The sequence below is a fragment of the Alloalcanivorax sp. genome (assembly GCF_964221125.1).
Lineage (GTDB): Bacteria > Pseudomonadota > Gammaproteobacteria > Pseudomonadales > Alcanivoracaceae > Alloalcanivorax > Alloalcanivorax venustensis.
The window spans coordinates 34194-52692 of record NZ_CAXPXK010000100.1 but is presented as its reverse complement, the minus strand read 5'-3'; the positions used below and the strand labels follow the sequence as shown (position 1 = coordinate 52692).

At 61.2% G+C, this 18499-nt stretch carries 16 protein-coding genes and 1 pseudogene; 13 read left to right on the top strand and 4 right to left on the bottom strand.

The annotated features are described in order from the left end of the window. Window positions 1-8: 8 nt before the first annotated feature. From ACEQZD_RS12505 to ACEQZD_RS12495, 3 genes are read right to left on the bottom strand one after another with little or no spacing between them, the layout of a single operon-like run. Entirely contained in the window at window positions 9-1658 is a 1650-nt protein-coding gene (locus tag ACEQZD_RS12505) for a GMC family oxidoreductase (RefSeq protein WP_067610085.1), read from the bottom strand. 17 nt (window positions 1659-1675) lie between these two features. Further along, entirely contained in the window at window positions 1676-3088 is a 1413-nt protein-coding gene (locus tag ACEQZD_RS12500) for a cytochrome P450 (RefSeq protein ID WP_370185918.1), read from the bottom strand. 12 nt (window positions 3089-3100) lie between these two features. Then, complete coding sequence (locus ACEQZD_RS12495; RefSeq protein WP_089033096.1) at window positions 3101-3421, bottom strand: 2Fe-2S iron-sulfur cluster-binding protein; 321 nt, start codon at window positions 3419-3421, stop codon at window positions 3101-3103. On the opposite strand from ACEQZD_RS12495, the gene ACEQZD_RS12490 reads away from it, so the two are divergent. The 13 genes and pseudogenes from ACEQZD_RS12490 to ACEQZD_RS12430 all read left to right on the top strand — a co-directional run bounded on the left by ACEQZD_RS12490 (window position 3395) and on the right by ACEQZD_RS12430 (window position 16388). Continuing rightward, complete coding sequence (locus ACEQZD_RS12490) at window positions 3395-4609, top strand: AraC family transcriptional regulator ligand-binding domain-containing protein (RefSeq protein WP_372530080.1); 1215 nt, start codon at window positions 3395-3397, stop codon at window positions 4607-4609. The two genes, ACEQZD_RS12495 and ACEQZD_RS12490, sit on opposite strands and share 27 nt — an antisense overlap. A gap of 193 nt (window positions 4610-4802) precedes the next feature. Continuing rightward, window positions 4803-5735 (top strand): metal-dependent hydrolase, encoded by a 933-nt coding sequence (locus ACEQZD_RS12485; protein WP_067610079.1) that lies wholly within the window; start codon window positions 4803-4805, stop codon window positions 5733-5735. Continuing rightward, window positions 5732-6571, top strand: a complete 840-nt coding sequence (locus ACEQZD_RS12480; RefSeq protein WP_370185914.1) for an SDR family NAD(P)-dependent oxidoreductase — start codon at window positions 5732-5734, stop codon at window positions 6569-6571. Before ACEQZD_RS12485 ends, ACEQZD_RS12480 begins: the two co-directional genes overlap by 4 nt. A gap of 20 nt (window positions 6572-6591) precedes the next feature. Then, window positions 6592-7587, top strand: coding sequence for an alpha/beta hydrolase (locus ACEQZD_RS12475; RefSeq protein WP_370185911.1), 996 nt, complete (start codon window positions 6592-6594; stop codon window positions 7585-7587). Window positions 7588-7619: 32 nt separating this feature from the next. Then, window positions 7620-9269 (top strand): NAD(P)/FAD-dependent oxidoreductase, encoded by a 1650-nt coding sequence (locus ACEQZD_RS12470; protein WP_116028214.1) that lies wholly within the window; start codon window positions 7620-7622, stop codon window positions 9267-9269. After that, window positions 9266-10771 carry an acetyl-CoA acetyltransferase gene (locus ACEQZD_RS12465; protein ID WP_089033101.1) on the top strand — a complete coding sequence of 502 codons (1506 nt, stop codon included), beginning with the start codon at window positions 9266-9268 and terminating at the stop codon, window positions 10769-10771. Before ACEQZD_RS12470 ends, ACEQZD_RS12465 begins: the two co-directional genes overlap by 4 nt. Before the next feature lie 19 nt (window positions 10772-10790). Then, the gene (locus ACEQZD_RS12460; RefSeq protein ID WP_089033102.1) at window positions 10791-11975 is read left to right on the top strand and encodes an acyl-CoA dehydrogenase family protein; all 1185 of its coding nucleotides are present in this window, start codon (window positions 10791-10793) and stop codon (window positions 11973-11975) included. A gap of 10 nt (window positions 11976-11985) precedes the next feature. Next, window positions 11986-12861: an alpha/beta fold hydrolase gene (locus tag ACEQZD_RS12455; protein ID WP_232802237.1), complete on the top strand. Its 876-nt coding sequence runs from the start codon at window positions 11986-11988 to the stop codon at window positions 12859-12861. 17 nt (window positions 12862-12878) lie between these two features. Further along, a complete protein-coding gene (locus tag ACEQZD_RS12450) occupies window positions 12879-14060 on the top strand; it encodes a lipid-transfer protein (RefSeq protein ID WP_014994411.1) in 1182 nt (393 codons plus the stop codon). A gap of 12 nt (window positions 14061-14072) precedes the next feature. Beyond that, complete coding sequence (locus ACEQZD_RS12445; protein ID WP_014994410.1) at window positions 14073-14531, top strand: MaoC family dehydratase N-terminal domain-containing protein; 459 nt, start codon at window positions 14073-14075, stop codon at window positions 14529-14531. After that, on the top strand, window positions 14528-14947 hold the full coding sequence (locus tag ACEQZD_RS12440; protein WP_067610063.1) for a MaoC family dehydratase: 420 nt from the start codon (window positions 14528-14530) through the stop codon (window positions 14945-14947). Before ACEQZD_RS12445 ends, ACEQZD_RS12440 begins: the two co-directional genes overlap by 4 nt. A gap of 38 nt (window positions 14948-14985) precedes the next feature. Beyond that, a complete protein-coding gene (locus tag ACEQZD_RS12435; protein ID WP_067610061.1) occupies window positions 14986-15810 on the top strand; it encodes an SDR family NAD(P)-dependent oxidoreductase in 825 nt (274 codons plus the stop codon). Window positions 15811-15814: 4 nt separating this feature from the next. Further along, window positions 15815-16388 (top strand): annotated as a pseudogene (locus tag ACEQZD_RS12430) (acyl-CoA dehydrogenase family protein). A 90-nt stretch (window positions 16389-16478) separates the two neighbouring features. Here ACEQZD_RS12430 and ACEQZD_RS12425 read toward each other — a convergent pair. Further along, complete coding sequence (locus tag ACEQZD_RS12425) at window positions 16479-18263, bottom strand: AMP-binding protein (protein ID WP_370185904.1); 1785 nt, start codon at window positions 18261-18263, stop codon at window positions 16479-16481. Window positions 18264-18499 lie beyond the last annotated feature (236 nt).

The following is an 18499-nucleotide window of genomic DNA, read 5'->3' as shown; positions in this document are numbered from 1 at the left end:
CGCCGCACTCAATACCGAGATCGGCCGCGGGAAACCTTGAAATCCTCGAGAATCATCTCGGCCCCCTTCTCGCCAATCATGGTCGCTGGCTGATGAGTATTTCCGCCCACCAGGGTCGGCATAACGGAAGCATCAACCACCCGCAGGCACCGGAGGCCATGCACGCGCAGTCGGGGATCGACCACCGCCATTGGATCCAATCCCATCTTACAGGTACCTACAGGGTGATAGGCCGACTCGCCGCTATGCCTCACCCATGTGGCGAGGTCTTCGTCACTGCGCAGCGTCGGTCCCGGCGATATCTCGACCTCGTGGTGAGGCGTGAAAGCCGGCTGCTCCAGAATCCTGCGTACTAAACGCACCCCCCGAACGAGTCTCTCGACGTCGGTGGGCTCAGCCATATAATTGGGGTCTATCAGCGGTGCCGCGAATGGGTCGGCACTGTGCAGACCGACGTGGCCGCGCGACAAAGGCCGGAGCCCATAAATCATTACGATGTAACCATAACCGCTCATCGCGGTCTTCATGTCCCGCCCGTGATCAGCGTACAACATCGGCCCGAAATGCAGTTGCAAGTCGGGGATCGGCTCCTCCGCGCGGGAACGAATAAACCCACCGGCCTCGGCGCCGTTACTCGACAGTACACCGCGGCGACCGCTCAGATACTGCAGCAGGGCCCGAAGGCCCTTGAACCAGTAGCTCGGATGCATGGAAATGCTCTGGCGGTCGCGCGCTCTGACACGCACGAACACGTCGATGTGATCCTGCAGATTCCGTCCGACGCCCTCCAGCTCATGACGCAGTTCAATCCCGTGCCGGGACAGTTCACCGCGCGGTCCAATTCCGGAAAGCATCAGCAGCTGCGGAGAGTTAAACGCGCCGCCGCAGAGTACAACTTCGCGCCGGGCACGGACCTGAGCCAGCCCCTTCGCGCTCCGATATTCGACACCGGTGGCACGGCCGCCCTGGAGCAACACACGCGTGACGTGCGCTCCGCTGCGGACAGTCAGGTTGGACCGAAACGCCGCGGGTTCGAGATAGGCACGCGCATTGCTACAGCGCGTGCCGTCCTTCTGATAAACATAGTAGTAGCCCACGCCTTCCTGTTCACGGCCGTTGAAGTCCGGGTTGCGCCGGTGGCCCGCCTGCATCGCCGCCTTGACGAACGCCGTGCTCAGCGGGTTGGTATAGCGGCGCTCGGTAATATTAAGCGGACCACCCCGACCATGAAACGCCGTTTCAAGAGCCGCCAGCTCCGGCTCGAAATGTTCGGATCTTCGGAAGTAAGGCAACACATCGGCATACGACCACCCTTCGCAACCGAGCCGTGCCCACTCGTCGTAGTCCCGGGCATGTCCGCGAATGTAGACCTGCGCGTTCATGCCGCTGGACCCGCCGACCATCTTACCCCGTGGCTGATACAAGGCACGGCCATACATGTGCTGTTGCGGCTCGGTATTGAACTGCCAGTTGACGCGACGACTGAAAATCAGCTGCAGAAAGCCCAAAGGCATATTCACGAACGGATTGCGGCGGCTCTCCGGACCGGCCTCAAGCAACAGCACCGAATGGCGGCCGCATTCGGATAGACGGTTGGCGACGACGCATCCGGCCGAGCCCGCCCCAACCACGACATAATCGAACTGTTCGGGTGACATCGGCTCCGGACGTAAATTCAATTTTTTGCGGTCAACTTGACCATTAGCTTGGAATAGCCCCGCACAAAGTTGGACTGCACACGCTCGGGCTCACCCACGACCTCTATGTTATCAAAGCGCTTGAGTAACTCTTCCCACAAAACCCGCAATTGCAACTCAGCCAGACGGTTGCCCATGCAACGGTGAATGCCGTAGCCAAAGGAAATATGATTGCGCGCGTCCTTGCGATCAATAATAAGCTGGTCGGGATTTTCGAACTTTCGTTCGTCCCTATTACCCGAGGCATACCACATCAACACGCGGTCCCCTTTCTTAATGGTCTGACCACGCAGCTCCACGTCCTGCGTGGCAACCCGGCGCATGTGCGCGAGTGGAGTTTGCCAGCGGATAATTTCCGAAACCATGTTCGGAATCAATTCCGGGTTTTTCTTCAGCTTGATGAATTCCTCGGGGAACTGATTCAGGGCCAGCACACCGCCGCTCATGGAGTTGCGGGTAGTGTCATTGCCGCCAACAATCAGCAGCGCCAGGTTGCCGATAAACTCCATCGGACGGTTGATCAAATCCCGGGTATCCTCGTTACTCTGTAGCATGCTGATCAAGTCGAAACCCGGAGGCTCGCCAGCCTTGCGTCGTGCCTCCTTGTCTCGCCAAAGCCTCGAGAATGACCAGGCCATGTCCGCGGCATCGTCAAACATGATGTCTTCGTCGGTAAACTCGCCACCAGTCGCCGAAGATGCTCCGGACAGTCGGTCCGACCAATCAACCAGCTTGTGACGCTGCTCGTAAGGGAAATCCAGCAACGTCGCCAACATGCGCCCTGTTAACTCCTTGGACACTGCCGGCACCCAGTTGAAAGCTTTGTCCAGGGGCAGGCTGTCGAGCACCTCGGCGGCGCGCTGCCGGATCAGCCCCTCCATTTCCTTGAGATTCTGGGGCGCCACCACACCTTGGACCGCCCGGCGTTGCACATCATGTTTTGGCGGATCCATGGCGATGAACATTTCCACCGACAACCCTTCCGGAGGATCACCCAGAATAATCTGTGGCTCGGAGGAAAAGAGCTCGTGATTCTTATCGACGAACAAAATGTCTTCATAGCGTGTCACCGACCAGAATGGCCCGAACTGGCTGCTTTTCTGGAAGTGCACCGGTGCCTCATCACGTAACCGCTTGAAATAGGCACCCCACTGATCTTGCCGATACAGAAAAGGGTTGCTGGTGTCAATATCCTCAAGTGCCAGGGTATTGACGTCAGGCACGGGCTGTTCGAGAAACTTGACCTGTGGGCGTGTTGACCCCAGTGCCTTTTTCTTCGCTTTCATTAGAGATTTGAGTGCCTTGATCTGTAAGTGCATAGGCACCAATCTCGATGTGGCATTAATCATCTTTGTTTGCATGGCATCGTTCGTGCCTGACTTGGTTGACATGGTGACCTCCCGCTACATCTGAAATTCAGGCAACAGAACGGTCATACCGTCCATAGCCTCTGTGGTTCGAATCTGACAGCCCAGCCGAGAGGTTTCTGCCCGTTCAGGAGTCATGGACAACATCTGCTCTTCAGCATCATTTATTTCCCCGGTTTTCCCGAACCATTCATCGGTCACTATCACGTGGCAGGTGCCGCAGGCGCATTCCCCACCGCAGTCTCCGTCGATGCCGGGCACAGCGTTATTAACAGCAACCTGCATCAGCGAGGAACCAGCTTCAAACTCGGCAATGTGCTCGGTACTGTCATGCTCAATGAACGTAATCTTACCCAAGACCTTTCTCCAGCAAGTAACTTAATGACTGCATCGTGGTTGTTGATTGGCTTGCCGGGGAGGTCATTTATTGACACACTGGGGTCATTTAAAGACAGGCATGCCTATCAACGGACCGTATCAATGACACAGCGGAAAGGTGAACCGAAAGCTTCGGAAGGCGGCATTCCGTCGAACTATTCACGACTTATTGCCCGCGAGCTGGACTTAACCGTCAGCCAGCTACCCTCGTTGCTGCAAGGTACCGGTCTCGGTATCGCGCAATTTCTGGGCGAGGACAGTCTGCTCACGCCAGCTCACCAGGTGCGGATTTTACGCAATGCACTGGCGTTGTCCGGCCAGTTTGAATTCGGCTTACGGCTGGGTAAGCGTCTGACCCCGGCGACCCACGGCGCCATCGGTTTTGCCGCCTCGAGCAGTCCGGACCTGCTCACCGCGCTACAGGCGATTCAGACATTCCTACCTACTCGCGCAAGCATCGTCGAGCTACACCTGCAGGAAGCTGAAGAACACCTGGAATGCCGACTGGACTTCCAAGTGCCGCTGGACGCGGATATCGAGCGTTGCCTGGCGGATACCATGATCGTGGTGCTGCTTGAATTCGGCGAGTTCGTTGTCGGTCGCCCACTACATGAGGCTGAAATTTGTTTTACCCACCGGACACCTGAGTACCACGCGATGTACTCGGACTACTTGCCCGGTCGCATTCGTTTTGGCTCCGATAAGTTCACACTAAAACTGCCGATGGCACTGTGCCGGGAACCGAACGCCTCCGCCAATCATGAAAATTACCGCCTGGCTCTTGAGCAATGTGAATCAATGCTTGCCGAGCTTCAGAACCACAAGCCCAGCTACCAGACCCGGCTTAAGAAGATGATGCTATCGAGACCCCCCGGTTCGCTCAGCGAAGACGAAGCAGCGGCCTCCCTTTTCATGAGCAAACGCACTCTCGCTCGCAAGCTCAAGGAGGAAAACAGTAGTTTTAGGAAAATTCGTGACGAAATCCTATCCCGGCAAGCGATCAGCTACCTGTGTGACAGCAAGCTTTCGATCGAAGCCATCGCCGCGTTGATGAACTATCATGACGGAGCCAATTTCAGGCGTGCCTTCAAGCGCTGGTTCGGTCTTTCACCCGATCAGTACCGGCAGCACGCCGGTTCCCGGCACACCCTACCCCCTGCCCCCTAGGGTCGCCCGGTACCACGCTCCGGCATTCCGTTTCCTTTCTTTTGTACCGTATCTCGACCGGCCTTTCCCGCCGATCCGACGCGATCTGTTTCCCGGCGCGCGAAGATATCCACTGACTGCTTTTTCGGGCCTTGACATTTGGTCAATCGCCCAAATAGAGTGATTCAACAGTCGAACTACTCAGGAGGCCGACATGGTGATCGCAAGCCGCAAGATTGGTTACGATGAAGTCGAGCATAGGGATTTGAACTTCGGCATGAGTCCGGAGACGGTGCCACGCCATTGGTTCAACAATGATCCGTGGATGACCCATTGGATGAACGCGATCCTGGCCGCGGTGCCGGACGGCGAGCGCTGGGTCATGCAGGCCACGAGTAAGCAACTCGAGAATCTTCACGATCCGTCAGTGCGCAAAGCCGCGATCAGCTTTATTCGACAGGAACGCACCCATGCACGGGAGCATGACGCCATGAATGAAGCGATGGTCGCGCACGGCATTCCAATAGACCGGGCGGAGGCCGTGTTCAAGGCGATCAGAAAGCCCCTTCAACGCTACCTGGGCGGTGTCACCCAATGCGCCATGGCCGCGAACTTCGAGCATTTCACGGCCGTGATTTCCCAGGTAATGCTCGATCATCCGGAACTGTGGGACGATACCAGGCTGGAAGTCGCTGCCATGCTGTTCTGGCACTTCGTGGAGGAGACGGAGCACAAGTCAGTCAGCTTCGATGTGTTCGGAGAGGTGAGCGGCGGCGGCGTCCGCGCTTACGCGATCCGCATGGCGACGCTCGCTCTGGGTACAGCCCTTTTCCTGCCTCTGGTGCACGGCAACTGGCTGTATTTCCTCTGGAAGGATAGGCAGCTCACGAACATTCCCTCGGCACTGCGCGCCATTAAGTGGTTGTACTTCGCACCCGGGATCTTCACCCGAGCTTTTGTGATCGATACGCTGCCGTTTCTCTCCCCCCGCTTCCATCCATGGGACGCCGATAACCGGGAAGTCATCCACGCCTGGAAGCGCGCCTACGAGGAAACCGGCGATGCCCAGCAGGCTTACCAAGCATTCCGGCAATGGCATGACGATAACAGGCGTGACACAACAGCGGAACGAGTGGCGGCGGCGTGAGCGGTGCCAAGCGTAAAACACTGAAACCCTCCGAGGGGGCAGCGGCCCTGGTCACTGGGGCGGGCAGCGGCATCGGCCGCAGCTTCGCCTATGAGATCGTGCGCCGTGGCGGATCAGTGATCTGCGCGGATATAGACCGCCAGCGCGCCGAGCAAACCGCCAGCATACTCTCGGAATTGGGCGAAGGTCGGGCTGTCGCCTACCGCTGCGACGTAGGTAGCGAAAAACAGATGGCCGCGCTCGCCGACAAGGCCGAATCGCTGCTCGGACGGCCAATGACGTTGGTGGTCAATAACGCCGGGGTGGGCGTAGGCGGCCGCATCGGAGAAGTGCCGCTTGGCGATTGGCGCTGGTGCCTCAAAGTCAATCTTTGGGGCGTCATTCATGGTTGTCACTTCTTCGCACCCAAGTTGCGCGCACTGGGCTACGGCGGCATTGTCAACGTGGCTTCGGCCGCCGGTTTCGGCGCGGCGCCGGAGATGAGTGCGTATAACGTGACCAAGTCCGCGGTCCTTTCACTCTCCGAAACTCTGGCGGCCGAGCTGACCGGCACCGGCGTGCATGTTTCGGCCCTGTGTCCCACCGTGGTACCCACCAATATTCTGGACAAGGCGCGCCTGCCCGAGCACCGCGGCGATTTCGCCCACGCGGCCATGCGCAAGTGGACCTTCGCCACCAGCGACCAGGTGGCACGCCGGACCCTGGACGCCCTCGATCGAAAGCAGCTTTATGTGGTGCCGCAGTTCGACGGGCGTTTCATATGGCGGTTCAAGCGCTACGCGCCGCGGCTATACGCTCGCGCGCTGGGCGAGGCGTATCGCCTGGCCGGGGGCTGATATCCGGCAGGAGGCAAATCATGACATCATTCTCGGCAAGAGTTGCCGACCGTGGTTTTCGGCTACTGATGAAGCGCGAGCCGGCTAGTCCCGACGAGTTGGTGATACGGTTACGGCGCATCGCCGCGGTGGCCCGCCTGCCGGGCGGGCTGCCGTCCGGAGTCACCGCGCGCAAGACCACCATTGGCAATCAACCGGCCGTGCCACCCGGCGTGCCGGCGGTGCGTGTCAGCCCCAGTCAGCCCACGGCCACCGTGCTGTATCTCCACGGTGGCGCTTTTATCAGTGGCCGTTTCCCTACTTATGCTGAGCTTTGCGGGCAACTGGCCAAGAGACTGAACGCACGCGTGTTCTGGATCGACTACCGCCTAGCGCCGGAGGCGGCCTACCCGGCCGCCCTCGACGATGCCCACCATGCCTACAAGGCGCTGGCCGAGGACTATCCTGACGAGCCGCTGGCCCTGATCGGAGATTCCGCGGGTGGCAACCTCACTCTGGCCACGCTGCTGAGGCTGCGCGATGCGCAGGCCGCCTCGCCCGATTCCTCCCCCCGCATGCCAGCCTGCGCCGTGTCGATCTCGCCCGGCGCCGACGCGGTTGGCGATACACCGTCGCGCCAGGCCAACGCGGCCAGCGATGCCATGCTGACTCCACGCATGATCGAGATGGCCACCAATCTGTATCTGGCCGGCCATGATCCCCGGGATCCCTATGTCTCACCGATCTACGGCGATTTCCGTGGCCTGCCGCCTCTTATGCTCACTGTGAGCGAATCCGAGGCCCTGCGTGATGATGCCTATCGGGTAGCGCACCGTGCGCGCCAGGCCGGCGTGGCCGTGACCCTGCGCGCCCGCTGGAATATGCCACATGTGTGGCCGGTGTTTCATTCCATGTTGCCGGAGGCGCGCCAGGACGTTACCGAAATAGTCGGCTTTATGCGCCGGCATTTGTCGGCGCCCGTAGCATGCACCCGGGCCGTGGCACGGACGAAACTGCGCCTCGCGCATAGCGGCTAAGCGACCTGCCAAAAACTGGAAGGAGGACCACTATGAATGTCGCGGAGGACCGGATTCAACAAAGCCGTCGTGGCCAGCGGGCGCCGCGCCACGGGAGCGCTGAACCCGACCACGAGATTTTGATCATCGGCGCCGGCTTCGCCGGAATGGGCGCGGCCATCGAGCTTCTCAGCCGCGGCATGAAATCCTTATCAATCATCGAGCGTGCCGCCGATGTCGGCGGCACCTGGCGCGACAACCGCTACCCCGGAGTGGCGGTGGACATCACTTCTTTCGTCTACTCATTTTCCTTCGAGCAGAATCCGAACTGGTCGCGGGTCTTCGCGCCGGGTGACGAGCTGCAGAACTACGCCCGCCGTGTGGCCAGCAAATACGGCCTCTATCCCTACATACGTTTCGGCGTCAGCGTGAAGCGTGCCGAGTTCGATGAAGGCGAGCACTTGTGGCGGGTGACAACCGACAAGGGATGTGTCACCGCACGCCACCTAGTGTCCGCCACCGGCGGGTTGATCTCGCCGAAGATGCCGGATATCGAAGGGGTCGAGGATTTTCAGGGCGAGCGCATGCACACCGCGCGCTGGGACCACGAAGTGGATCTCACCGGCAAGCGGGTGGCGGTGATCGGTACCGGCGCCACCGCGGTGCAGCTGATTCCCGAAATCGCCCCGCGGGTGGCGCATCTGGATGTCTATCAGCGCACGCCCATCTGGGTACTCAAGAAACCGGATGTCCGTATGCCCGGCTGGATGCGCACCGTCTTTCGTTGGTCGAGCCTGGCCCAGCAGGGAGTACGTACCACCACCGATGCGCTGACCGAATCGTTGATGATCATCGCGGCGGTTTACTATCGGCGCTTTCCTTGGCTGGTGCAATGGGCCCAGCGCGCCGGCGTCAACAACATGCGCGAGCAATTGCCCGATAACCCGGAGTTATGGGGCAAATTAACCCCGCGATATGGCTTCGGCTGTAAGCGGCCGACATTTTCCAACAACTACTTTTCCACCTTCAGCCGTAGCAACGTCGATCTGATCACCACCCCTATCCAACGCATCACTCCCAAGGGCATCGAGACCATCGACGGCATTGAGCACGAGATCGATGTGCTGATCCTGGCGACCGGCTACAAGGTTTTCGAAAAGGGCAATCTGCCCTCCTATGAAGTCGTGGGACGCGGCGGTGTGGATCTGGGCGAATTCTGGGAGCGGAACCGTTACCAGGCCTATGAGGGCCTGACAGTACCCGGCTACCCCAATCTCTACATCATGCTGGGTCCATACGCGCTGATTGGTTCATCCTATTTCAAAATGGTCGAGGGTAACGCCATTCACGTGGCGCGCTGCATCCAGGCCGCCCGAAAGCGGGACGCGACTTGCGTGGAGATTCGTCAAGACGTGCACGATCGCTACTTCCGGAATATCCAACGACGCCAACAAGGGACGGTGTTCCTTAACCACAATTGCGCGGCCTCTAACAGCTATTACTTCGATCATCATGGCGACGCGCCCATGCTTCGACCTTCTACCTCTTTCGAGATGCTTTGGCGAGCGAAACACCTGCCCATGGCTCATTACCATTTCAAAAAGGCCTATCCGGCAGGATGGCTATCAGATGACTCAAGGCTGACGTCCAACAGCAGGCCTTTTCCCGGAGATGATACCGTTGCGGAGGTTATTCGCCGATGACGACTCATGAGGAAACAACACCGGTGCTGGTCGGCGCCGGCCAGATCAGCGCGCGCGAACCGGATACCGAGCGCACCCCCATAGGCCTGGTCGCCGAGGCTGCCCGAGCCGCGGCGGCGGACTGCGGTGTGACCGGGGTTCTGGGTCAGATCCAGTCGTTAACGTGTCTCAACATATTGGCGCCGTCTTATTCCGATGCCCCGTCCACCCTGGCGCGGCATCTGGGCATCGACCCCGGCGAGCGCTTCTACACACCCATAGGCGGGAACATGGGTCAATGGCTGGTCGGTTACTATGCCGATCGCATCGCCGCCGGTGGTCTCGATTGTATCTTGATCGCGGGCGGCGAGGCGCTTGCCACACAGATGCGCGGCAAGGGCGCCGGCCTGTCCGGAGTGCTGGACACCGCCACCGGCGAGGGTCCGCGACTGCTCGGCGATGACCGCGAGCCGACCAATTCGGCGGAACAACGCCACGGGCTCAATCTGCCCATCCAGATCTATCCGTTGTTCGAGCAGGCGCTGCGGCGTCGCTACGGCCTTGACCCAGCCGAGCACCGACGAATGCTGGGCGAATTCTATGCCCGATTCAACGCCGTCGCGGTCGACAATCCGCGAGCCTGGCGCCGCGACCCTTTATCGGCGGCCGATATCGCCGAGCGCTCACCCAAAAATCGCATGGTCGGCGCGCCCTACACCAAGCACATGAACGCCCTCATCGCGGTGGATCAGGCCGCCGCGCTGGTAATGATGTCCGTGGCCAAGGCCCGGCGGCTGGGCATCGACCCTGAACGCTGGGTGTACCCCCTGGCCGCGGCAAACGGCCACGATCATTGGTTCGTCTCCCAGCGGGCGGATCTTTCCCGCTCGCCGGCGATCACCGCCTGCGGCGAGCGGCTGGCGGCGACCAGCGGACTCGGGATCGACGCGATCGATCACCTGGACCTGTACAGCTGTTTCCCCAGCGCTGTACAGATGGCGCGCGATGCGCTGGGTATCTCCGTGCATGATCCCCGGCCACTGACCGTCACGGGTGGCTTGGCTTACCATGGCGGGCCCGGCAACAACTATTGCACCCACGCCATCGCCGAGATCATGAACCGTATCCGCGCCGACCGAAGCACCACCGGATTGGTCAGCGGCGTGGGCTGGTACATGAGCAAGCATTCGCTGGGGCTCTACGGCGGAAGACCGCCCGTCGGCGGTTGGCGGCCGATCGATCCGGCCGGGCTGCAAGCCGAGATCGACGCCGGCCCCGTCGTGGAACTGGTGGAGCAGGCGCAGGGCAAGGCCCGCATCGAGACCTACACTGTCATGCACGACCGCGCCGACCGCCCGGTCCAGGGTATTGTGCTGGGCCGCCTGAGCGATGGCCGGCGGTTTGTTGCCAACACTCCCACCGACACGGACCTGCTCAATGCCATGACGAACGAGGAATTTCTCAATCGCACGGGCCGCGTGCACCACGATGGCAAACGCAACCTATTTACCCCGGAGGGGTGAGCGCAAGGGGGAGACGATAATGAGCATCGCGTCCGAAGCCCAGTTCGACCAAGCGCGCGTAGCCGAACGCATGCGTGACATTCGCGAGGCCACCCGCGTCGTGAGCGAAGGCTTTTCCCGGGAATACATGCGCGAATGCATCGATAATCACCGATTCCCTCAGGAGGCCTGGGAAGCGCTGGGCGAATATGGGCTGCTTGGCATCACCATTCCCGAGGACCTGGGGGGCTCGGGCGGCGGCCAGGTGGAACTAGTCGCGCTGATGGAAACGCTGGCCGAGGCCGGGCTGGTGCTGCCCATGCTGTTGCTCACTGGGTTTGCGCGAGTGCCGATCATCCGCAATGGCACACCCGGGCAAATAGAGCGGTTCGTCAAGCCGACAATCAGCGGGGCCGAGAAACTGTGCTTCGCCATCACCGAGCCGGATGCCGGGACCAACAGCTTCGCGATGTCCACGCTGGCGACACCGGATGGTGACGGCTATCGGCTGACCGGGCGCAAGGTTTTTATTTCCGGTGCGGCGGACGCCGATCGAATGCTGGTCGTGGCCCGCACCCAAAAAGCCGGCGAAGTCAAACGACGCACCGAGGGTATGTCCTTGTTCGTGGTGGATACCGACGCGCCCGGCGTGGAACTACAGCCCCTGAATATCGACGTCGGTTGGCCGGAGCGGCAATACCTGGTTTTTTTCGATGACGTCAAACTCGACGCGGGTCGCTTGATCGGCAACCCGGGACAGGGCCTGGCCGGAATGTTCGAGGCGCTGAATTCGGAGCGCCTGCTGGTCACCGCCATGTCCGTGGGCCTGGGCAATTACGCTCTCAAAAAGGCAGTGGCCTACGCCAACGAACGCAAACCTTTCGGCACCCCCATCGGGGGTTATCAGGCTATACAGCACCGGCTGGCCGAGGCCAAGGCCGAATTGGAGGCAGCACGGCTGATGATGATCCACGCGGCTGCGACGTTCGACGCCGGTGGCGATGCCGGTTCTCATGCCAACATGGCGAAATTGCTGGGTTCTCGCGCGGCGGTCAAAGCCGTCGAGGCCGCCCTGCAGACCCACGGCGGCTACGGTTTCGACCGGGACTACGACATCATCACGCTATGGCCTTCGGCACGGTTAATGGAGGTTGCACCAATCAACAACGAAATGCTGCTCAACTACATCGGAGAACATGTCCTTGGCTTACCCAAATCCTACTGAGACGCGTGACGTGATCGAGCGTGACGGATTCACTGCCCCGGACGGGCGGCAAATCGCGCTGTGGCGCTGGCCCGGATCGCGCGAACGCCCCACCCTGCATTGGGCCCATGCGACGGGCTTCCATAGCCAGGTTTACCGCTCGCTGCTCGACGAATTGGCTGACGATTGCAACGTGCTGGCCTGGGATATGCGGGGCCACGGGGCCAGCGCCGAGGCGGCCGATATTAAAACATTCCGCGGTTGGGAAACGTACTACGAAGACCTTGTCGCTTGGCTGGAAAGTCTGGATGAGCCTGTCTGGCTTGCGGGTCATTCGATCGGTGCCACGACCAGTATCATGGCCGCGGCCCGACGACCGGACAAGGTGCGGGGCTTGATCCTGGCGGAACCGGTGATCATGGATCCCTGGCAGGGCTGGCGATTGTGGTCGGCCAAGCTGCTACGCCAGTCACAGCGGTTTTCACTGGCCGCCGGAGCCGCACGTCGCCGCAGGGTGTTTGACTCGCGCGCCGCCGCACTGGAGAACTTTCGTGGCCGTGGTGGCTTCAGAACCTGGCCGGAAGCATGGCTGGAAAACTACGTTGAGCACGGCCTCGTGGCCCATGATGATCGTTTTCGCTTGGCCTGTACGCCGGAATGGGAAAGCACCACCTTTGCCCATACCGAACACAACCCCTGGCCCGCCGTCCGACGATTGCGGTGTCCGATGGTCGTACTGGCCGCGGAACGCGCCTCAACCTTCTCGCCAAGGGCGCGCCGGCGCCTACATGCCTTGCTACCCTCCGCCGAGTTGAACGTTCTGGCTGGAACAACCCATTTTTTGCCCATGGAGCGACCGGAAGTGGTGCGGGATGCAGTGCGACAAGCAATGCACGGTGATACCTAGAGGGTAAGGAGAAAAGCATGAAACACACAGCGGTGATCAGCGGCGTCGGCATGGTGCCGTTCGCGAAACCCGGCGCCAGCGCGCCCTACTACCAGATGGGTGCCGAGGCGGCGCGTCAGGCCCTGGCCGATGCCGGGCTGGACTACGCCAAGGTGGAGCAAGCCTACGTGGGCTATGTCTACGGCGATTCCACCTGCGGCCAGCGAGCGCTCTACCCAATCGGCATGACCGGCATTCCCGTGGTCAACGTCAACAACAATTGTTCCACCGGCTCGACCGCCCTGTTCCTGGCGCGCCAGGCGGTGGAGTCCGGCGCCGCCGACTGCGTGATCGCCCTGGGCTTCGAGCAAATGAAGCCGGGAGCGCTGGGCAGCTACTACAACGACCGGCCGACCCCCTTCGAACCCTTTGACCGGATCTGCGAGGAGCTGGTGGGACAGCCCGAGGTGCCGCTGGCGATCCGCTATTTTGGCGGCGCGGGCATGGCGCACATGGACAAGTACGGCACCAAGGCGGAGACCTTCGCCAAAATACGCGCCAAGGCGAGCCGGCATGCCGCGCGCAACCCGGTGGCGCTGTTCCGCAAGGAAGTGACAGTGGAGGAAGTGATGGACTCCCCGGTGTTGATCGGCCCAATGACCCGCCTGATGGCCTGCCCGCCGACCTGCGGCGCGGCGGCGGCCATCGTCTGCTCCGAAGCCTTCGCCAGGGCCAACGCTCTCGATCACCGAGTGCGCATCCTGGCGCAGGCGATGACCACCGACACACCGAGCACGTTCGAGGCGCGCAACATGATGCAACTGGTCGGCTATGACATGACGCGCGCCGCCGCCGATCAGGTTTACGAGGCCGCTGGCATCGGTCCGGAGGAGCTCGACGCCGTGGAACTGCACGACTGCTTCGCCACCAACGAGCTGCTGACTTATGAAGCACTGCGGCTGGCGCCGGAAGGTGGCGGCGAGCAGATGGTCGAGGACGGCGACAACACCCACGGTGGGCGCGTGGTTACCAACCCCTCGGGCGGGCTGCTTTCCAAGGGTCATCCATTGGGCGCCACCGGGTTGGCGCAATGCACCGAGCTGGTCCAACAGCTGCGAGGACAGGCCGCGGACCGCCAGGTCGAAGGTGCGCGCATTGCGCTCCAACACAATCTCGGCCTGGGCGGCGCCTGCGTGGTGACGATGTACCAGGCCACCTGAAGAGGACGAACTATGATCGACACTAAACACATCGGGCTGCGCCTGCCGACCGTCAGCTTCGAGGTCGAGAAGGGGCGGTTACGTTTTTTCGCCAAAGCCACCGGCGAAACACGGCCCGAGTACCTCGACGAGTCTGCGGCCCGGGCAGCCGGCTACCGCAGCCTGCCGGCACCACCAACCTTTCTGATGGGCGCCGACCTCGATGCCGGCACCATGACCACGTTGCTCGAAACGCTGAACGTGCCGATCGGACGCATCCTGCACGGCGAGCAAAGCTTCACCTATCACGCGCCGGTATGTGCCGGCGACGTGCTCAGCGTCGAGTCAAAGATTAGCGACATCTACGGCAAGAAGAGCGGTGCGCTCGAATTCATCGTCAAGGATTCGCTGATCAAGGACGCGACTGGCGAGACCGTGCTCGAGGCACGCAGCGTGATCGTCGTCCGCAACCCGCAGGAGAACGCAGCATGAACGCCCCCACTCGTGACCAGGTCAAGGTCGGCGAGGCGCTTCCGCCACTCGAGCTTCCGCCCATCACGCGCGCGACGCTGGCACTGTTCGCCGGCGCCTCGGGTGACCACAACCCGATCCACATTGACATCGACTTTGCCAAGGCCTCTGGCATGCCGGACGTGTTCGCGCACGGCATGCTGCCGATGGCCTATTTGGGCCGCTTTCTGACCCAGTGGGCACCGCAGACCCGGCTGCGCCGGTTCTCGGTCCGCTTCGCCGCCATCACGCCAGTCGGCGCACGGCTGAGTTGCACCGGCAAGATCGTTGAAATCACCGAGGACGGCCACGAAACACTGGCCCGGCTCGAGATCGGCGTGGTCGATAAACAGGGGGAAGTCAAGCTCGCCGGCGACGCCCTGGTGGCGCTGGCCTGAAACACGTCCTTTCCATCACCAACAAAGCAGGACTGCGTATGAAACTTCAAGATAAAGTGGCCATCGTCAGCGGCTCAGGGCGCGGGATAGGCCGGGAAATCGCCCTCAAACTCGCCGCCGAAGGCGCCAGCGTGGTAGTCAACGATCTTGATGCCGCCCCGGCGGAGGAAACGGTCGCGGCGATCAAGGACGCCGGCGGCAGGGCCGTGACCTGCATCGGCAGCGTGACACAGGAGGACTTTGCCGAACGCTTTGTGAACACGGCAATCGAACAGCTGGGAGGTCTGGACATCATCGTCAACAACGCCGGCTACACCTGGGACAACGTGATTCAGAAAATGAGCGATGAGCAGTGGCAGGCGATCATGGACGTGCACGCCACGGCGCCCTTTCGCATTCTGCGCGCGGCCTCCGAATACTTCCGCGTGCAGGCCAAGAAAGAAGCCGCCGAAGGGCGCGAGGTATTCCGTAAGGTGGTCAACATCGCCTCGATCGCCGGCACCGGCGGCAACGCCGGACAGGCCAACTATTCGGCCGCCAAGGCGGCGGTGATCGGCCTGACCAAGGCGATGTCCAAGGAATGGGGCCGGCTCAAGGTGAACGTCAACTGCGTGGCCTTCGGACTGATCAAAACGCGCCTCACAGAGGCGGAGGCTGGCTCCGATGCGAGCATCGACGTGGAAGGCCGCAAGATCAAGGTCGGCGTCAACCCCGATCTGCTCAAGACCATGGAGGCCATGGTGCCGCTCGGTCGCGCCGGCACGCCGGCCGAGGCCGCCGGGGCCGTCTATCTGTTTTGCACTCCGGAGTCGAACTACATCAGCGGTCAGACGCTGCTCTGTGGCGGCGGGTTCTCAATGTGAGGCCATGGACACCATGACGTTTAATCAATCACCCTGGATGGACGAAGAACTAACGCTGTTCCGCGACAACGTCCGTAAGTTCATCGCCACCGAAATCACACCCTTCGAAGAACATTGGGACGCCCAGCAGCACGTCGAGCGCGCGCTGTGGACCAGGGCAGGCGCCGCCGGCCTCCTGTGCACCGACGTGCCGGAGGAATACGGCGGGGCGAGAACATGTGGTCAACGGGTCGAAAACCTTCATCTCCAACGGCCATCACTGCGGCCTGCTGATCGTCGTCTGCAAGACCAATCCGGCCGAGGCCGCCAGGGGCGTCTCGCTGCTGGTCGTCGAACAGCCGGGCGAGCGCTTGATCATCGGCGTCGGCGCACTCGACGTGGAGACGGCCTCGATGGCCAAATGGTGGTGCACGCAAAAGCAGTGCGAGATCGTCGACGAGTGCCTTCAATTCTTCGGCGGCTACGGCTACATGCTCGAGTATCCCATCGCGCGCTTGTACGCCGACGCCCGGGTACAGAAGATCTACGGCGGCACCAACGAGATCATGAAGGAGCTGATTGCGCGGGGGCAGGATTGAATGCGATTCACGTCGCCGGACTTCCATCAGCCGGATGGCGATATCGCCCAGTCCCCGGGGGTGCCGCCGCCGAGCATTTCCAACAGCCCGCTAACCGTGCCGGGCGACACCTTCCCAGTATTTCTCCTCAAGCTGCTTCTTCGGCAGCTTGCCGGCCAGGTTGCGGGGCAGCTCGCCAAAGTCCACGATCTTCGGCAGCTTGAATCCGTACAATCCCTCCTTTTTGCAGTGCTCGATGATCTCCTCGCGGGTGGCCTGCTGGTGCTCCTTGAGCTCAATTACCGCCGCCGGCACCTCGCCCAGGTCCTTGTCCGGCGCCCGCACCACGGCAACGTCAAGAACCGCCGGATGCTGCTTGATAACCGTCTCGATCTCATTGGGAAAAAGATTCACCCCGCCGGAGATGATCATTTCCTTGATCCGCGAAGTCAGGTACAGAAAACCATCCTCGTCCACGTAACCAATCAGACCATCGTCGTACCAGAGCTTGCCCTCGACCCCGATATAATTCTCCTTCATCTTCTCGTCGCTGAGGCCGACATAGTTCAGCGCAAGGGCCATCGGAGAGCGCACGAGCACCTTCCCTTCCTTGCCGGGTGGGGTCCAGGTGCCGGTCTCCTCGTCATAGATCCGGCATTCCGCCGCCCGCAGCTTGCCCACGCTGTCGTAGCGCTTCGGGTTCTCCTGGTAGTCCTCGCTGGCGAGAACGCTGATCAGGCCGCTCTCCGAAGCGCCGTAGTATTCATGGAAGACATCATCCGACGCTCCCTGGCGGCGGAACAGCGCGTTAATCTCGCGCTTGACCTTGGGCGGACAAGGCGCCGCCGCGCAAATGATTACCCGCATGCTGGAAAGGTCGTATTGGGACTTCAGAGCCTCGGGCAGTGCCAGGATGCGCTCGAGCATGGTCGGGGCGACGAAGGTCCAGTTGATGCGCTCGTCCTGAATAAGTTTAAGCATGAGCTCGGGATCGAACTTGCTCATGGGCACCGCGGTGCCGCCGAGAAAGAACGGCAACACCGCGATCTGTACCCCGGCATGATACAGCGGCCCCGGAATCAGCGTGCGGATGTTGTTGCTGATCGGATCCCGGATCTTGCCGATCTTGTAGAAATGAAAGGCCGAGACCTGCATCAACCCCAACCGGGTCACCTCCTCCTTGGAGGCGCCCCGCCGCGCCTCGGCCGAATCCGATGTCAGCCGGTCACGGTCGATGTTGATGTATTTCGGCGTCCCTGTGGTACCGCCGCTGTAGGTCTTTGGGGCCATGCCCAGCTTGCCGCTTGGGAGTATGGACCGGCTGTCCCGGATCAGTGACTCGTAGGCGATCATACCCTCGGGCAACTCGTCAGCGTCAACCACGATGAAGTGTTCGACGGTGGTCAACTGATCACGAACCGACTGTACCACTTCCACAAAGGCGCCCCCCAATACCAGGGCCTTTGGCGAGGCCTTGTTGATGCATTCCGCCAACTCCTTGGGCTGAAGATGCCAATTGAGCATCGGCATGGGATTGTCCCTGAGCGTACAAGCCAGCATCAATTCGAACCATGGCGCGCCGTTGTGCATCACCTCGGCCACCGCCTCGCCTTCGCCGATACCCAGCCGGTGCAGGCCATTGGCCAGGCGGAGAACTCGATCCCTGAATTGACCGAAGGTGACCCGACGATCACCGTCGACAATCGCCTCACGATCTCCCCAATGCTCCCATAGCGCAAGCAGGAATTGCCGCGGAAGCTCCTGTCGCTTAAGCCGGCTACGCCACGCGGCCCGGACGCCACCAATCGCCAACGCGCCCCAACCAAACTGGCCCAAAATCTCCCTGAGGGCCGCACGGGCCTCGGGCATTGCTTTCAGCTGGGCTATAGCGGACATTTCGAAGATCTCCTGGCTGGTGTTATGTTGTTATGGCAGGCGCGAGACGGGGTTGGTAACCCGCCCGTTTCCGTGGTTTCCACCGAACCGGACGCGCGCTAAGCTGGACCGCAACCCGTTCAAACTCGTCGACGATTCCGGTGTTGTCGAAACGCTTAAAAGTTCCTCCCACAGGATGCGCAGTTGCAATTCGGCCAGCCGGCTGTCTATGCAACGGTGGAAGTTTCAGCAGCACC

Bases quoted from the DNA above. Each gene is read 5' to 3' on its own strand.
- ACEQZD_RS12505 (WP_067610085.1), bottom strand. From the start codon at position 1,658: ATGTCACCCGAACAGTTCGATTATGTCGTGGTTGGGGCGGGCTCGGCC.
- ACEQZD_RS12500 (WP_370185918.1), bottom strand. From the start codon at position 3,088: ATGTCAACCAAGTCAGGCACGAACGATGCCATGCAAACAAAGATGATT.
- ACEQZD_RS12490 (WP_372530080.1), top strand. From the start codon at position 3,395: ATGCTCAATGAACGTAATCTTACCCAAGACCTTTCTCCAGCAAGTAAC.
- ACEQZD_RS12485 (WP_067610079.1), top strand. From the start codon at position 4,803: ATGGTGATCGCAAGCCGCAAGATTGGTTACGATGAAGTCGAGCATAGG.
- ACEQZD_RS12475 (WP_370185911.1), top strand. From the start codon at position 6,592: ATGACATCATTCTCGGCAAGAGTTGCCGACCGTGGTTTTCGGCTACTG.
- ACEQZD_RS12470 (WP_116028214.1), top strand. From the start codon at position 7,620: ATGAATGTCGCGGAGGACCGGATTCAACAAAGCCGTCGTGGCCAGCGG.
- ACEQZD_RS12465 (WP_089033101.1), top strand. From the start codon at position 9,266: ATGACGACTCATGAGGAAACAACACCGGTGCTGGTCGGCGCCGGCCAG.
- ACEQZD_RS12460 (WP_089033102.1), top strand. From the start codon at position 10,791: ATGAGCATCGCGTCCGAAGCCCAGTTCGACCAAGCGCGCGTAGCCGAA.
- ACEQZD_RS12450 (WP_014994411.1), top strand. From the start codon at position 12,879: ATGAAACACACAGCGGTGATCAGCGGCGTCGGCATGGTGCCGTTCGCG.
- ACEQZD_RS12445 (WP_014994410.1), top strand. From the start codon at position 14,073: ATGATCGACACTAAACACATCGGGCTGCGCCTGCCGACCGTCAGCTTC.
- ACEQZD_RS12440 (WP_067610063.1), top strand. From the start codon at position 14,528: ATGAACGCCCCCACTCGTGACCAGGTCAAGGTCGGCGAGGCGCTTCCG.
- ACEQZD_RS12435 (WP_067610061.1), top strand. From the start codon at position 14,986: ATGAAACTTCAAGATAAAGTGGCCATCGTCAGCGGCTCAGGGCGCGGG.
- ACEQZD_RS12425 (WP_370185904.1), bottom strand. From the start codon at position 18,263: ATGTCCGCTATAGCCCAGCTGAAAGCAATGCCCGAGGCCCGTGCGGCC.